The following is a 15,836-nucleotide window of genomic DNA, read 5'->3' as shown; positions in this document are numbered from 1 at the left end:
CGATGACGAGCCGCCGGTTTCACCCCTTCGTCGCCCTCGCGAAGGCGGGGGCCCCGCTTTCTTCTGCAACCTCTCGCATGTCGCAAGAGAAGCGGGATCCCCGCCTTCGCGGGGATGACGGTTTTTTTGGGGAGCTTGCTTTATCGGCCGGGCCCAACTCGGATCAGATCAGTTCTTCGTAAATCTGGCGGATCGCATCGACATGACGGGCCTGCGAGAAACGACCCCGCGCGGCGGTCCGGGCATCCCTTCGCATCGTGTCCGCCCATGCCGGATCGGCCAATAGCCCCGCCGCTGCCAGCGCCATGGCGCGCGGACTGTCGGGCGGGCAGAGCACACCGCAGCCATGGCGCAGAGCCTCGGGATTCCCGCCTGAATCGGTCGCGACAACCAGAGTGCCGACCAGCATGGCTTCCACCAGCGTACGCCCCAGCGGCTCGTCCACCGCCGGGACCAGCAATTGATCGCACCCCGCCAGCCAGGCGTGCCCCGGCGAACGATAGCCCATGCGCATCACCCGCGCGGGCGCCTCGACCCGGGCGATGCGCTCGTCCAGCCGCCGGTCCAGCTCCGTTTCGCGCGGCTCTCCGAACATCACGCCGAGCACCGGCCGGTTGACGATCCGCCCCAGCGCCTCGACCGCCTCGACAAAACCCAGCGGACGTTTGCGATCGACGAAGCTGCCAAAGTACCCGCAAATCACCGTATCCGCCGGACTGCCGGTTTCGGACAGGATCCGTGCGCGCATGGCCTCGCGATCCGCCGTGATCGAAACGTCGAACGGGCTGTGGATCACCCGCGCCGTCCGCGCTGCGCCGCGCCGCCCGCGCGGCAGCGCGAAGGCTGAAACCGCCACGATCCGGTCGGCCAGCACCGGCGCGACATAGCGCAACCCGCGCGCGCCGGGATCGCCGCGATGGTGCCAGACCAGCCGGGCCCCCGCGATCCGCGCGGCCAGCGCCCAGCTGGCATGGCTGCGTCCGTCGTTGGTGTGAACGATATCGACCCCGCGCTCCTTCAGGAAGCGCACCCGCTTCGGCAATCCGGTCAGGGTGCCAAGCACTTTGGCGATGCCGATGCTGCGGCCGGGTATGAAAGGATTGGTCGGACGCGCCGGGTCCGGGCACTGGGCGATGCCGGAGAAGAACGCCGCCAGCCGCCCGTCAGGCACTTCGGGCACGACCAGCACTTCGACTTGCGAGGGATCGAGCCCATCCAGTAGCCCCCGCAGCGAAACATGGCTCCCCCCCAGCGCATCCCCGGCTAGCGGATAGCACACGGTCGGCCGATGCGGGCGCACGGCAACAAGGGGGGCGATATCTTCCTGCCGCGTCTGGCCCGCATCGATTGCCTTCACAGCCCCAGCACCTTGTCGCGGTAGGCCAGGAACTCATCGAAATTGGAGACGCCGTTGTGGTTTGCATCGCCCCAGGCATCGGGGACCCGGGGATTGGCGCCGATCGTCACTTCCCAGTTATCGTCCATGCCGTCCTTGTCAGCATCGGGATAAGGCGTGCCCGCCGTTTGCGCGGGCATCACCGGCGCCGGTTGGCCGATCCGGCCGGACCCGTGCTCCACGTCGTAGACGGCCTGATCGTCGATGGAATCGCGGGGGAACGCGCCTGCCTTCTTCAGCACAGAGGTATAGGCGTTCACCGCCGAAGCCGGGTTAATCGTCAGCGGGCACGGCGGCTGGTTGACCAGCGCCTGCTCGGCTTCCGCATTCATGTCCTGAAAGGCGCCGACAAAGCGGTTGTCCCATGCATAGATCACCGCCGGCGTGCCGATCGAGGTGCTGGTATCGCGGGCGATGCCGACCGTCAGGTTGGTGGTGTTCGGCCCGCCGATGAAGCTGTTACCCACGAAGGAGACCGGGGTGCCGCCGAACAGTTCCCACACTTCGGCAAAGCGCGACTGGGCGTTGTAGAAGATGTTGTCGACCACTTCGAGGCACGAGCCGTGCGGGAAGTTCACATCCGGCATGCGGTCCCCGTTGTGGGCGCAGAGGTTGCCGATGAAGCTGAAGTGCTGCGCGTCGGTCGGGTCGCTGGCGAGCAGCGCGCACTTGTCATGCGTTGGGATACCCCACGCGAAGATCGAGTTGCTGACCGTGATATAGTCGTTGTCGGCATAGCCGTTGATCAGCTCGTCACGCGCCCATGAAGCGCTGACGTGATCGACCAGAACCTTCGTCGCATGCTCGATGGTGATGCTGTCCTCCGACCCCCGGCTGCCTCCGGGAAGATCGGCGCGCACGCGGATGTTGCGTACCACCACGTCGTGGGTGTTCTTGATGACCAGCGGCGTGCGGCCCACCGGGGCTCCGGCATGGGCCAGCACGATGCCGCTGCCGGGCGCGGTTTGTCCGGCGATGGTAAGATAGGGCTCGCTGATCACTGGCGGCGTGGTGGTGAAGCGGATCACGCCCGCCACGCGGAACACGCAGACCCGCGGGCCCGATGCCATCACGCAGGCGCGGAACGATCCTGAACCGGAATCGGCCAGCGTGGTCACGTAGATGATCTTGCCGCCCCGCCCGCCGGCGCTCGATGCGCCCCAGCCAATGGCACCGGGAAACGACTTGGTGCCGCCCGGCGTCGAGACGGTGGGCGGTTGGGCCGCCTCCAGCCGGGCGCCATCGGTCGGTATCAGCGCATAGGCCGCCACCAGCACCATGCCGAGGATCGCGAGTGGCCAGACCTTGCGGCCTGCACCATTCCTGCGCTTTGCCGTCATCCGCCTGCTCCCATGCCCTTGTTGCCGACGAGGCCCGTGCGCGATGAGGACGGCGAACGGCCCTCCTCTCCCGCCCCGGTACCGGAGACATATCCATATCGCCGCAGCAGCGGCCCGGTGAGCCGCGTGACGATCCGGCGAGTCGCGTCCGGCATCTGGCGCTGCCAGACGTGATCCTCGCGGATCACCAGCCCGGACTGCATCCGGTGCCGGCTGCCCGCCACCTGATGCCCCGGATGGAGCGTTTCGGACCCGGCGCGTTCTTCCTCCGCGGTGCCATCCTGCACGGTAGAAGCCAGTTGCGGCGCACAGCGGCTGCGGATCGCCTCCAGCACGGCCTCAGGATCGGCCACGAAGTCTTCATAGCGAACCCGGATCGTCCGCCCCTTGCCAAGCCTGCGGCACAGCCATTCGCACACAAGGTTCACCATGACCCAGCGCAGCGCCACATAGGCCGCCGGTTTGGGCCGCAGTTCGCGCTGCACACCCGCCTCGATGCTCTTGGCATGCCGCCGCGACATCGACCACGCCACCGCGCGCGGATCCCGCACGAGGTGGATCACGTGAAGATCGATGCCCGGCATCGACGCCAGTGCGAGCGCCCGGCCGGGCAGCTTGCTCGAATCGAGAATATAGACCTCGCCGCGTGCGCCCTCGCCATTTTCCTCTTCGTGGCCCACCTGCTCGCCCACCGCGCGGAACAGCGCCGCGTTGGCCGAGTGATAGCGATTGCGGGACTTCGGCATGAACCGCGCCAGCAGCCGGCGCGGCGCGGCAAGCGATTCCATGCGTTTCTGGACCCTTGCGAGCTCCTCCAGCATTACCCGCGTCTCTTCTCCGTCTCCAGCCGATCCCTCGTCGCCGTCCGCGCGCACCATCACGCGGCTCCAGAACGGGCAGTCGCGGACGGTGGCGCCACAGGCGCAGTATTCGCCGTTCTTCCAGGCATGGCGAGCGAGCGCGGTCAGTTCGCCCGCCCCAAACACGTCCGCGCGCATACCCAGCGCGATGTCGAGAAGAGTCGACCCGCTACGCCCGTAGCCGGCTACGTAGATGACCCTTAGCTTGGTCTGGTCGGACGGGTGCTCTGACAAGCCGGCCTCTCGACAGTGACGACACAGGGCGAAGTTCAAACAGCGGGCGAACTCAAACTGCGAAAAATCAGGGGTAGAAAGGCGCAGGGGCAAAGTCCGGCGGCAATCCGGTCCGGTGGCACGCTTCAGGGATCGATTGCCCCGTCTCGCACCGGCCGTGTTCCGCATCGCATCGCGCGCTGCCCGGGATGCAGACTAAGTTCTCGTAACATATACCGGCAAGTCACCAATTCGGGTTGCCGGTCATGCCGGATGTCCTGTTGGGGTACCAACTTTGCGCAGGCATCTGGCCATACTTGTCTTTGCCTCGTCCGCGCCCGCCGACCATCATCGCGGCATGGCTATCTCGGTCCCGAACCAGCTTCCCTCCCGGCCCGGCGGCGCGGCGCTGGCCCCGCCGGGCGCGCGACCGCATTCGCGATTCGCCATGCGCCGCTGGATCCCCGACATCCTGACACTGGGCATCATCCTGTCCGCATTGGTGCTGCCCTGGCGCGTGCTGCGCCCGCCGGTGGCCAACATCACGCTTTCGGACGTGCTGCTGGGCGCCTGCACGGTTGCGCTGGTGCTCAAGGGACGGCTGCGCGTGCTGATGCTCGGGCCCTATACATCGATGTGGGTGCTCGGATTGACCACCATGCTGGGCGCGCTGCTGTTCAGCTCGCTCTACCATGGCGAATTCGTCCGCTGGCCGATCGTGGGCAGCCAGTACATCTTTGCGTTGGTGATCGTGCCGATGACCTTCGCCAGTTTCGACAGCCGCGTGCTGCACCGCTGCATCATCGCCTTCATCATTGGCGTGGCGATCTCTCAGATCGTCGGCTTCTACACGCTGTTCCATTACGACCGCACCAGCCTCGATACCGTGATGGGCAACGGCTACGTCACCGGCAACGGGCGCCTTGGCGCGATGTCGGGCGAGCCCAACCCCAACGGCGCGCAATGCGCGTTCGCGCTGGTGATGATGGTCCATGCCGTCATCGCACGGCGCCTGCACTGGGGCTGGGCGCTGCTCATGCTGGGCCCGATCGGTTGGGGGCTGCTGGCCAGCGCCAGCTTCACCGCCTTTACCGCCGCCGCGCTGGGCCTGATGTGCTTCCTGGCGCTTTCGCGGCTTTCCAACCTGATCCGCTTCGGAATGCCGCTCGTCCTGCTCGTCGCGGCCTATGCCAGCCTTGGCGGCCCGGTTCCGGCGATCTTCGAGAAGCGCGTGGGCACGGCACTGGAAACCGGCGATGCGGACAAGGCCGGCACTTTCGTCGGCCGCGCCGCGCTTATCAAGGAGGCTTGGGGCCTTGCCGACGACAACCTGATTATCGGCCTCGGCACCGACCGCTACCGCAAGGCGAGCGCTTTTGCCGCCCCGGTGCACCAGTTGCACCTGCTGGTCCTCAACGAAGGCGGCATCGTCGCCCTGCTCGGCCTCTGGCTGCTGCTGGGGGCGCTGGTGATGACCGCGATCATGATACTGCGGGAGGACCCGCTGGACGGGGGGGCTGCCCTGGCCCAGGTCGGCATCCTGCTCATCTACACCACGGCCCTGCCGCACATGTACACGCGCGTCTGGTTCGAACCGATGCTGATATTCCTCGCCTTTGCGCTGGCGCATCGCTCGGAGTGGCTTGAACGGCAGCGCTTTTTCGACGGGGCGCTGACGCGAGCATGACCGACCGTGGCAACGACGCGGGAGAGGTCACGCTGAAGCTGCCCATCGCGGGACGGCTGTGGCAATCCTGGTGCGCCTCCACGCTGATCCGGCCGCGCATCGTCAGCATGGCTCACTTGCTTTCCGGCAATTTCGGATCGGGCATGTTGATGGTCGCGGCGCTGTCGCTGGCGACCCACGGGCTGGGCAAGAACGACTTCGGCGTGATGGTCGTGGTTCTCTCCATCGGCCGCGTCTGCGAGCGGCTGGTGCGGTTCGAATCGTGGCAACCGCTCGTCCGCTTCGTCGCCGCCGAGGAGGCGAACGGATCGGTAGACCGGCTGGCGCGGCTCTATGCCTATGGCCTCAAGCTCGATCTTGCGAGCGCGCTGATCGCCGGGCTGCTGGCCATCGGGCTGGCACAAGTGGCGGGAAAAGCCTTCGGGCTGGGCAAGGATCACGTCGGGCTGGTGGCGATCTATGCGCTGGCGATCATCTGCAATCCGCGCGGCATGGCGAGCGCGGCGCTGCGGCTGGGCGGGCGATTCCGCACTTTGGCCTATGTCCAGCTGGCCTCAAGCCTGTTCCGGCTCGGTTTTTCGGTCGTTCTGCTCCACGCCCACGCGGGCCTTGTGGCCTTCGTCGCGCTCTGGACGGCGGCGCAGATCCTCGACTCGCTGCTGTTCAATGCGCTGGGCTTCCAGGCGCTGCGCAAATCCGGGATCCCCAGCCCGCTCGGCGTCAGTTGGCGCGGCCTCAGCGATGATTTTCCCGGTTTCCTGCGCTTCGCGCTCTCCACCAACGTGTCTTCCACGCTGCGCACACTGACGCATGAGGTCGATACGCTGATGGTCGGCTACTTCGCCGGAGCCGGGGCGGCGGGCCTCTACTACCTCTCCCGCCGGATCGCGAAATTCGCGCAGACCGCCGGGGACATGATCCAGACCGTGATCTACCCCGATCTGGCGCGGCTCTGGGCGAAGCTGGACCGCAAGGCGCTGGAACGGCTGGTCCGGATCCTGCAATCGGCATTGCTGGTCTTCGCGATCGCCTTCATCCTGATCTGCATGGCGATCGGCCATCCGGCGCTGCTGCTCTTCTTCGGCGACGATTTCACCGACGTCTATCCGATGCTGTTCACCCAGCTTTTCGCAGTGGCACTGACGCTCCACGCCGCGCCCTCGCGGTCCGGCCTGCTGGCGATGAACCGGCCAACTTACGTGCTGGTGGTGGCGGTGGGTTCTACCGTGCTGTTCTTCACGGTCGCGCTGGTGCTGATGCCGCGCTGGGGCGCCATCGCCGCCAACTATGCCCATGTGGCCTTCGGGTTTTCGACCGCGCTGTTCCTCGATATCGGCCTGTGGCGCGGGCTTTCCCGTCATCGCAAGAGCGACGCTGCGGCCGCCGAAACGGCCAGGCCGGACGATGGCGACGCGCATGCGCAGGCCCCCGCACAAGCCCCCGCACAAGCCTCCACGGAAGAACGGACATGACCTCGCTGGCCCGCCTGCCGGACGAAACCATGGCCCGCGTAATCCCGGACTCTGCCCCCCGCGTGAAAATCTGGTCGATCCTGAACAGCCTTACTTCGGGCGGCGCCGAAATGCTGGTGTCGAACCTGCACGCCAACTTTGCGCTGCAAGGCGCCTCATCGACGGTGGTGGCCCTGTGCCACGCCCCGACGCTGGGCAATTCGGCGCGGACCGAGGCCCGGCTGGCCCGCGAGATCGCGGAAAGAGGCGGTTTCGTGTCGCTCGGGCTGGATCACCGCCGGGGCATGTTTGCCGGCGCCCGCGCGCTGCGGCGACTGTTGCGCGCCCAGCGGCCCGACGTGATCCACGCCCATACCGCAAGGGCTCTGCCGATGATCGCGCTGGCCGGTTTCGGCGGCCCGGTGGTCCTGACCCACCACAACAGTCGCCTGTCTTTTTCGCCGCAGATGTTCCGCCTGTTCGACCGAATCGTCTCGCACTACGTCGCGATCAGCCACGAAGTTGCCGATATCTACCGCCGCCATTCCCGGCGCCCGTTCACGCTGATCGCCAATGCCCCCGCCGCCACTTTCGCGGCCGCCGCCCCGCGCGCGGAGATGGCAAGCCCGCTCCGCGTGCTGAGCGTGGGGGCTATTTCGGGCCAGAAGAACTACCCCCTTCTTGTCGAGACCGCGCGCACCCTGCGCGAACAGCTGCGCCGCCGCATGCCGGACGCCCCGCCACCCCGGTTTCGCATCGCCGGGGGCGGCGGCGAGCTGGAAGAGATGCGCGCGCTCGTGCGCAGCCTCGGGCTGGACACGATGATCGATTTTCTGGGCGAGCGGGACGACGTGCCCCGGCTCATGACGGAAAGCGACGTCTTCCTGAATACCTCGCGATATGAAGGCATGTCGGTCGCGATTCTGGAGGCTTTTGCCTCGGCAATGCCGGTGATCGCAACGGACGTGGCGGGCAATCGCGACCTTGTTGAACCCTATGGCAACGGCCTTCTCGCGCCCGAACGGCCCCACCAACTGGCCGCCGCGCTGCTGCGCCTGCTGGAGACCCCGGGCCTCCATAACCGCCTCTCGCAAGGGGCGCTGGCCACCAGCCGCGACTACACGATCGAGGCCGCCACAAGTCGCCATCTCAGCCTTTACGCGGCGCTGCTGCCGCAGAATCGGGCCGTTGGCGCACCAAAGGTATTAGCCTGATTGCCCCGCTTCCCCGTCCGATGCGCTTTTTGCTTCACCGCCGGCCGGGGCCATAATCGCCGTAATCCGCGAACAGGGTGATCCCTGCGCGTTTCCCTTTCGGAGGGCCAAGATGACTTCCGCACTCGTTCCCGATGTCCCACGCAACGCCCCTGTCCGGCGTCCCCTGCCATATGGACGGTCGAGGAACGACCATACCCCCCCGGCGGAAGGGCAAGTCTCTCTGCGCGATCTCATGCGCATCTTCATGCGCTATCGCACGATGATTCTGCTAATCGTGGGCATCACCACAACGGCGGTGCTGATCCAGCAATTGCTTTCGCCCACGCTCTACAAGTCCACCACCAATGTTCAGGTGGAACTGATCGATCAGGTGGGCACCAACCAGGCCGACGTGAATTCGCGCAATGCCGAACGCGTTGCCAACGCGGTGCGTCTGCACCGGTCAGGATCGGCGGCCGAGCAGGTCATCAAGGACCTGAACCTGCTGCACAATCCCGATTTCCTGAATGAAATGGGCAATCCTACCCTGACCGGCAAGCCGCTGCTTCAGGCCGCCGTGAACAAGCTGCTGTCCATGATCACGATCGATTCCGAGGCCGGTTCCGACCTCATCGAGATCTCCGTCGTCGCGCGCTCGCCCGAACTGGCGGCAGACATCGCCAACGAAATACCCCCGGCCGTACGCGCCCTGCGCGGGGCCATGACCAATGAGCGCCGCTCCGAACTGCTGGCCTCGCTCGAACAGGAACAGCAGGCACGCGGCCGTACCGCCGTGGCATCGGCGCAGCTCGTCGCTGACTTCCGCGAGCGTAACCACATGCTTGCCGGTGCCGGGACGGACGAGGATCTGGCCCAGATCAACCGAATCGCCGTGCAGAGCGCAGCCGCCACCGCCGCCCGCGATGGCGCCGCCGCACGCAGCGCCGGTATCGCCCGCGCCTCCACCATGCAGAGCACGGCAATGGTGACATCGGCCGCGCTCGACCAGCTTGAACGCCATCGCGGCGAACTGGTCGGCGAGGCATCGAAGCTGAGCACCAGCCTCGGCCCCAATCACCCCGACGTGAAGCGCGTGCATTCGGAACTGGCCGCAGTCGACAAGAGCATAGCTGACGAACGCGCAGCCGTGCAGGCTGCCGCGCAGGCCGACGTTGCTGCCAAGGGCGACCAGATGGCGCAGATCGCGCGCAGCGAAGCCGATGGTGACGCCGCGCAAGCCTCGCGTCTGGAGGGTATTGTCGCCGGGCTCAGCTCGATGGCCTATCACAACACCGAAAACCGCGTCGAACTCGACAAGCTGCTGCGTCAGGCCGATCTTGACGATCAGGCCTACAAGTCGATCTCCGCCCGCATCGAACAGGTGCGCGCGCAGATGCAGATGGAAGGCGTGTCCTCCTCGGTCGTCTCGCCGGCAGTGCCCGACTACAACCCGGTGGCACCGACGCCGTTCAAGCTGGCGCTGACCGCCTTCGTCGGCTCCTCGCTCCTTGCCCTGATGATCGCCTACTTGCGTGACTTCCTGGACGATCGCCTGCGGACCATGGCGCAGATCCGCCGCCAGTTCGGCCTGCCGACCCTGGGCATGCTGCCGCTGCTGACCCGCGACACCTCCTTCGATCCGAAGGACAGCCCGGTCATCAAGGAGCCGCAGTCGCTCTTCGCCGAAGTCGCCCGCTCTACCTACAGCGAGGTACGCGGGTTGCAGAGACGGGCTGGCGTGCAAGTGGTGCTGGTCACGTCTCCGCTCCCCGGAGACGGCAAGTCCACCGTCTCGCTCACTCTCGCGGCGGCCGGTATTGCGCTGGGCGAGCGGACCGTGGTGCTGGACCTCGACTTGCGCAAGCGCGGGGCGCTGCAACAGCTCCAGAACGAATCGAGCGCCCCCGACCTTGTCGACATTGTCTGCGGCCGTGCCGAGCTGGACAGTCTGGCGATCCCGCATCAGGGCAACCCCTATGACCAGGACGAGCCGCTTTCGAGCGACGCGATCGCCCGGCAGATCGTCCTGCTCAGCGCCAAGGAACCCGTGGCCGAACCGGCCGTGCTGCTGTCCTCCAACCGGCTGCGCATCCTGCTCGGCCAGCTTCGCGAGCGTTTCGACCTTGTCATCATCAATGCCCCGGCAACCCTGGCGGTGCGCGATGCTCGCGCCATGTGCAACTTCGCGGACCAGACGGTGATGGTGGCCCGCTGGGGACACACCACCGGAGACCAGATGCGCGCCGCGCTGGAATCGCTGGATGACAGCGTGGGCGGGGTGATCTTCGATCAGGTCGATTACGCCGAACATGCCCGCCGCCGCTACGGCGACTCCGTGCAGTTCTATGCGGACTCGGCCAGCTACTACACCTCGTCAGTCGCGGGCCGCGAGGCCTGGGCTGCTCGGATCCGTCGCTTCTTCCGCGGCCATTCCTGGCGCCCGTCCGAAGTCTGAGCGCATCGGGGAAGAGTACGATCCATGCGACGTCTCATGACCCGGGCGCTCGGCGCCGCGCTGCTGATCCCTGCCCTGCCGCTGATTGCCGGACTGGCGCTGGGCGTACGCCTTTCGATGGGCTCGCCCGTGCTTTTCCGGCAAGCGCGCGCCGGGCTGGGCGGGCAATCCTTCACCATGTTCAAGCTGCGCTCCATGCGCGAGGCGAACGGCCCCGACGGCCGCCCGCTGCCTGACAAAGTGCGCGTGACGGCCTTCGGGCGATTCCTGCGCCGCAGCCGGCTCGACGAACTGCCCGGCCTGTGGAACGTGGCGCGGGGCGACATGGCCTTCGTCGGCCCACGCCCGCTGCTGCCGGAGACCATCGCCGGGCTCGGCCCGCGCGGAGAGGCACGCGGCAGGGTCCGTCCCGGCCTGACCGGCTGGTCGCAAGTCAACGGCAATACGCTGCTCTCGCTCGACGAGAAGATCACGCTGGACTTGTGGTACGTGGACAATGCCTCGCCGCTGCTGGACTTGCGCATCCTTGTGCTGACGCTGTGGGTCATGGCGGGCGGTGAGCGACGGAAACCTGCCGTCGCGCTAGCCTCAGGCGCGGACTGAGCGCACGCCGGAACGCTCGAAAATCAGCGCATCCAGCGTATCGATCACGACATCGGCGGCATGGGCGGAAGTCGGCGGCTCGCCATGGTGGATCCGCCCTTCGCGCAGGATCTGTACGGTCTGCCATCCCCGCGCGCGCGGCGCGATGAAATCCTTGGCGCTGTTGTCGGCAATATAGACATGCTCGGAAGGCGACTGGCCGGACCATCGCTCGACGAGTTGATAGGGCATGGCATGCGGCTTGCTGCAACCCGGCGGCAGCATTCCGGTCAGCACCAGCCTGCCCAGCCGTCCGCCCAGCCCCAGCGCACCCACTTTGGCAGCCTGCATCCGCGCCGGGCCATCGGTGATGAGCGCCGAGGCAGGACCGTCGATCCGATCGAGCAGGCGCGCCGCATCGGGCGCCAGTGTGATCCGGGGCCGATGTCCGCGATAGACCTCGACCAGACCCGCCACCGCTATTCCCGCATCCGCCGCGCCCAGTGCAGCCAGCGCCCGGTCGAAAATCGAACCGCGCACGCCCGCTTCGAGCAGCCGCGCGCATTCCTCCGCAAAGCCGGTGATCCCGTGCATGGCCTCCAGCCTGCGCCCGACCACGCCGAAGCCGCTCAATGCGAAGTCCCGCTCCAGATAGAGCGTGTCGTCCAGATCGAGGACGACCACCCAGCCTCCCCGCAGGACGACCTCAGCCATGGAATACCGCCGCGTCGTAGCGCAGCATGGTCACGTCCTCGCGCCAGTCCTGGGTGGCGCATTCGGGCAGCCCGGCAAAACCGGCCAGCAAGCTTTCGGCATAGCGCCCGCCCGCATGGTCGGCGAGCGGATAGCCGCCACCGAACCGCGCGTTGATCTCGAACACACAGGGGCCGCGATCGGGATCGTCGATCAACTGGAAGCATAGCACGCCGCGCGCGCCGGGCAACGCGGCCGCAATCCCGGCCGCGATCGCAACGAAACGCGGATCGCGGGTGGTGCGGCCTTTCTCGACCTCGCCCGCGCGAACTGTGAGCCGCCGATGCGGGATCGCCGAGAGCATGCGCCCGGCCGCGTCGATGTACATGTTTACGGTATATTCGGGCCCGCGCAGCAGTTCCTGCACCAGCATCGGTTCGGCATAGGCGAGCGCGATATCCTCCGGGCCTTCCAGCACGCCGATACCGCGACTGGCACTGCCGCCCACGGGCTTGACGAAAGCCGGCCAACGCCACTCGCCCGGCGCGACGCGCACGTGTTCCGCCGGGGCCGAGCGCGGCACCGGCACGCCCGCTTCGCCCAGCACCGCGATGGTCCGCGCCTTGTCGCGCACGATGGCCACCGTCTCGGGATCGCTGATGTGGACCCGCGTCCCCGCTGCGGCGAAACTATCGCGGGTCAGGGCCAGCGCTTCCAGTTCGGTGTCGATGGTCGGCACCAGCAGGTCGATGCGTTCGCGCCGGCAATGATCCAGCAGATGCTCGACATAGGCGGGATCGGTGCAGCGCGGCACCGCAAACGCACGGTCCGCATCAAGGCACGCGGCGCTAAGGTCGGGGTAGAAGTCGCAGGCGTGGATCTCCGCCCGCAGCCCCAGAGCCTCGGCCGCACGGCGAAAACAGCGCGTGAGTTCGACCCGTCGCCCTGCCGACGTGAACAGGATGCGCACCGTGCTCCGTGTCATCGCGGTGCCCCCGCCTCGCGTGTTGGACTGCGCACGGCTGGTGGTGCGGAGGCGGGCCTGCGACCGGTTGCAAGGACCCGGGCAAGCAACTGGTCCCAGCGTGCCAGCACCCGCTCCGGCGCGAAGCGCGCCATGGCGGCTGCCGCCGCAGGGCCCATCCGCTCACGCGCGGCGCGGTTCTCGATCATCTCGGCGAGCGCGTCGGCCAGTGCCTCGGTATCCTCGGACGCCACGAGCACGCCGGTCTTGCCGGTCTCGACCATGTCAGCGGGGCCGAAATCGCAATTGGCGGCGATCACCGGCAAGCCGGCCGCCATTGCCTCGCCCAACACGTTGGGGAAGCCTTCGTAGCGCGAGGACAACACGAACACGTCGCACTCCGCGATCCAGCCGCGCGGCACCGGGCTCAGCCCGGGCAATTCGACACGACCGGAAAGGCCGAGTTCGGCCACGGCCGCCTCCAGAGCGGCGCGGTCGGGTCCCTCTCCGTGGATCGTCAGGCTCCAGCCGGGAAAGCGCGGTGCGATGAGTGCGAAGGCACCCAGCAGGACATCGAACCCCTTCTGATGCGTGAGCCGCCCCACCGCACAGATACGGCGCGTGTCATCGGCGGTCGGAAAGACATCCGGCGTGGGGATCGGGTTAGGAATAGTCACCAGCTTGCGACGCACGGCGGCGGGAAAGCAGCGGCGTACCGCGTCGGTCTGGCAGACAATCGCGTCAGCACGTCGGTAGAGCAGGTCCAGCGCGCGGTTCCACAAGGGATGCGCGTCCTGCCGTTCCGGATTGTTGCGCTCGGCACAGACCAGCCGCGTGCCCGTGCCCAACGTTGCCAGCGCCGCGATCAGATTGTTCTTGGTCAGGAAGGAGACCAGCACCGCCGGCCGCTCCGCCGCCAGCACGCGCCGCAGCGCAAAGACCCGGCCAAGCACACCCCATGTCCCGGCCCGCCCGCCTAGCCGGTGCAGCCCCGTCGCAGCGGGAAGCGCATGGTAGACGGCATCCCCCGGCCGATCGAAGGCGATTACCGAAACCCGATGCTCCGCCGCGCACCAGTGCCGCGCCAATTGAGCGATCACCTGTTCCGCGCCTCCGGCCCCCAGCCCGGAAGCCAGTATCGCAACGTGCAACGGTTCGAGATTTTGCACCAAGGAGAGCCTGCGTACTTTCTTCTGATCTGCCCAGAGTACCGCAAGCCCCGCGGCGCCGGGATCCGATCATGCGGTCTAACCCTTTATTGGCGAAGGGATCATGCGCCGCAGATGCGCATGGGAGCCTGTCGTCATCCAGAGTGATTACGCCCTAATCGCGCTCACGGCATGGCCGGGCAATCGGCGAGAATTGCAACGGATCGAACGATGACGGGGGGACGCGATGACGTCGGACGAAACGCAAGTCGCAGCGCCCCGGGGCGGGGTCGTTTCGGTCATGTGCTGGGCGCTGCTGGCCGTGCTGCTGGTGAGCCTGGCCGGACGGATGATGTCCTATCCGATGGGGCGTGACGAAAACCTGTTCATCACCGTCTCGGCCCTGTCGGGAACCGGCGATATCTACCGCGACCTTGGCTACAACCACCTGCCCCTGCTGCCGTGGGTGCTGGGCAGCATCTACTGGATTTTCGGCACCGCGCGCTTCCTGCTGACCGGACGGCTACTGGTGCTGGCGGGCTGGGTTCTCGCGCTGGTCGCGCTGTGGTTTCTTGCGCGGCTGACCAAGGCAGGATTCTGGGGCTTCTTCGCGCCCGCCGTGCTGCTGATCACCAATGTGCTCCTGCTGGGATCGCCGGGCATGCTGGCGACCAACAATTTCCTGCCGATCCCCTTCGCCTTGCTGTCGATCGGCTTCCTGATCTCCGGCCTCGATGCGGAGCGGCCCTCGGCGCTCTCCTGCCTTGTTGCCGGGATCCTGACGACCGCCGCCATCGCGCTCAAGGTCAATTACGTATTCCTGGCCCCGTTCCTCGCACTGGCGACCCTGCTGGCACCGTCCTCGCGAACGCTGGGGCGGCGGCTGATGCTGGGCACGCTGCCGCTGGCGGTGGGAGGACTGGTCGCCGGGCTTCCGGTGCTGCTGGTCATGGCCGCCGATCCGCAATCCTTCTTCGCCCACACCATGCGCTATTTCACGCAGGCGCAGGCCGCCTACTGGGCGCATTCGTCAGAGCCCAAAGTCATCGGGATCGCGCAGAAAGTCCTGCTGGCCGAGGATATCTGGGCCGCCAACGGCACGCTGCTGACGATAACCGGCATCGTGGTCCTGATCGCCCTGCCCATGGCGCGCGGCGGCTTTCGCGAGGGTGTACGGATGGCCTTCGCCTGGCCGGTCGTACTCGCGGCATCGCTGGCGGTGATGGGCTTCGTCGTCGCCTTTGTGCCGACGCCGTCGTTCCCGCAGTATTTCGTGCCACCGATCCCGTTCCTGCTGCTCCTGCTGTTGCTGCTGCGCGCGCGCACCCAGCCCGCCGACCGCACCGCCGCCGACGCAGTGCTGGCGGCACTGGCGCTGGTCGCGCTGCTCTGCGCGGTCTCGCGGCTGGGGCCCGGCTTCGCGGCGCTTGGCCGCCCGGCGCAATGGGAGACCGTCTCGCTCCACCGCGACATCCGGAAGCTGGCGCGCGACGCCGGTTTCTCGGGCGGCGAGCGCGCCGCCACACTGTCCCCGGGGATGGCGCTGGAGGGCGGATTCACGGTCCCCCGCGAATTCGCCGCCGGTCAGTTCGTCTACCGCGTGGCGGACCTGCTGCCCCCGGCTGACCGCCCGTACTTCACCACCACCTCGCCCACGCAGCTCACCGGCTTCCTCGATGCCGACCCGCCACCGGCGATCCTTGTCGATGGCGAGGAGCCACTTGAGCAGGCCTTCGCGGACTATGCCCGCGCCCATGGCTACATTGAGTTCGCCGGGCAGGGACAGCACCGCCAGCTGCGGCTTTTCCGCCGTCCCGGGCCTCCCATGATGGCGGATAAATAGCCCTTTGG

At 67.2% G+C, this 15,836-nt stretch carries 12 protein-coding genes; 6 read left to right on the top strand and 6 right to left on the bottom strand.

Annotated elements, in window-relative coordinates; all coding sequences use genetic code 11:
- Window positions 1–163: 163 nt before the first annotated feature.
- Genes EDF56_RS00170 through EDF56_RS00160 form a run of 3 tightly spaced genes read right to left on the bottom strand, consistent with a single transcriptional unit; the run spans window position 164 to window position 3,830 of the window.
- Window positions 164–1,357 carry a glycosyltransferase family 4 protein gene (locus EDF56_RS00170; RefSeq protein WP_243652305.1) on the bottom strand — a complete coding sequence of 398 codons (1,194 nt, stop codon included), beginning with the start codon at window positions 1,355–1,357 and terminating at the stop codon, window positions 164–166.
- The gene (locus EDF56_RS00165) at window positions 1,354–2,736 is read right to left on the bottom strand and encodes a pectate lyase (protein WP_243652304.1); all 1,383 of its coding nucleotides are present in this window, start codon (window positions 2,734–2,736) and stop codon (window positions 1,354–1,356) included. Before EDF56_RS00165 ends, EDF56_RS00170 begins: the two co-directional genes overlap by 4 nt.
- Entirely contained in the window at window positions 2,733–3,830 is a 1,098-nt protein-coding gene (locus tag EDF56_RS00160) for a sulfotransferase (protein ID WP_165912031.1), read from the bottom strand. The genes EDF56_RS00165 and EDF56_RS00160 overlap by 4 nt, the downstream gene beginning before the upstream one ends.
- A gap of 337 nt (window positions 3,831–4,167) precedes the next feature.
- On the opposite strand from EDF56_RS00160, the gene EDF56_RS00155 reads away from it, so the two are divergent.
- The 5 genes from EDF56_RS00155 (at window position 4,168) to EDF56_RS00135 (ending at window position 11,201) form a co-directional block, all read left to right on the top strand.
- Window positions 4,168–5,496, top strand: a complete 1,329-nt coding sequence (locus EDF56_RS00155; RefSeq protein WP_132384734.1) for a hypothetical protein — start codon at window positions 4,168–4,170, stop codon at window positions 5,494–5,496.
- Entirely contained in the window at window positions 5,493–6,968 is a 1,476-nt protein-coding gene (locus EDF56_RS00150; RefSeq protein ID WP_132384733.1) for a lipopolysaccharide biosynthesis protein, read from the top strand. Before EDF56_RS00155 ends, EDF56_RS00150 begins: the two co-directional genes overlap by 4 nt.
- Window positions 6,965–8,161, top strand: a complete 1,197-nt coding sequence (locus EDF56_RS00145) for a glycosyltransferase family 4 protein (RefSeq protein ID WP_132384732.1) — start codon at window positions 6,965–6,967, stop codon at window positions 8,159–8,161. The genes EDF56_RS00150 and EDF56_RS00145 overlap by 4 nt, the downstream gene beginning before the upstream one ends.
- A 262-nt stretch (window positions 8,162–8,423) precedes the next feature.
- Window positions 8,424–10,598 (top strand): polysaccharide biosynthesis tyrosine autokinase, encoded by a 2,175-nt coding sequence (locus tag EDF56_RS00140; RefSeq protein ID WP_165912030.1) that lies wholly within the window; start codon window positions 8,424–8,426, stop codon window positions 10,596–10,598.
- A gap of 36 nt (window positions 10,599–10,634) precedes the next feature.
- Window positions 10,635–11,201 carry a sugar transferase gene (locus EDF56_RS00135; protein WP_243652303.1) on the top strand — a complete coding sequence of 189 codons (567 nt, stop codon included), beginning with the start codon at window positions 10,635–10,637 and terminating at the stop codon, window positions 11,199–11,201.
- Here the strand turns inward: EDF56_RS00135 and EDF56_RS00130 are convergent.
- Genes EDF56_RS00130 through EDF56_RS00120 form a run of 3 tightly spaced genes read right to left on the bottom strand, consistent with a single transcriptional unit; the run spans window position 11,187 to window position 14,006 of the window.
- The gene (locus tag EDF56_RS00130; protein ID WP_132384729.1) at window positions 11,187–11,894 is read right to left on the bottom strand and encodes an HAD hydrolase-like protein; all 708 of its coding nucleotides are present in this window, start codon (window positions 11,892–11,894) and stop codon (window positions 11,187–11,189) included. The genes EDF56_RS00135 and EDF56_RS00130 overlap by 15 nt on opposite strands.
- Entirely contained in the window at window positions 11,887–12,858 is a 972-nt protein-coding gene (locus EDF56_RS00125) for an ATP-grasp domain-containing protein (protein WP_132384728.1), read from the bottom strand. The genes EDF56_RS00130 and EDF56_RS00125 overlap by 8 nt, the downstream gene beginning before the upstream one ends.
- Complete coding sequence (locus tag EDF56_RS00120) at window positions 12,855–14,006, bottom strand: glycosyltransferase family 4 protein (RefSeq protein WP_279389691.1); 1,152 nt, start codon at window positions 14,004–14,006, stop codon at window positions 12,855–12,857. The genes EDF56_RS00125 and EDF56_RS00120 overlap by 4 nt, the downstream gene beginning before the upstream one ends.
- Window positions 14,007–14,232: 226 nt before the next feature.
- Here EDF56_RS00120 and EDF56_RS00115 point away from each other — a divergent pair, with 226 nt between their 5' ends.
- The gene (locus EDF56_RS00115) at window positions 14,233–15,828 is read left to right on the top strand and encodes a hypothetical protein (RefSeq protein WP_132384726.1); all 1,596 of its coding nucleotides are present in this window, start codon (window positions 14,233–14,235) and stop codon (window positions 15,826–15,828) included.
- Window positions 15,829–15,836: the final 8 nt, after the last annotated feature.

Source organism: Novosphingobium sp. PhB165, assembly GCF_004341845.1.
In the GTDB taxonomy this organism is placed as follows: Bacteria; Pseudomonadota; Alphaproteobacteria; order Sphingomonadales; family Sphingomonadaceae; genus Novosphingobium.
The sequence above is the reverse complement of the archived record's forward strand: the minus strand, read 5'-3'. Positions and strand labels throughout refer to the sequence as shown.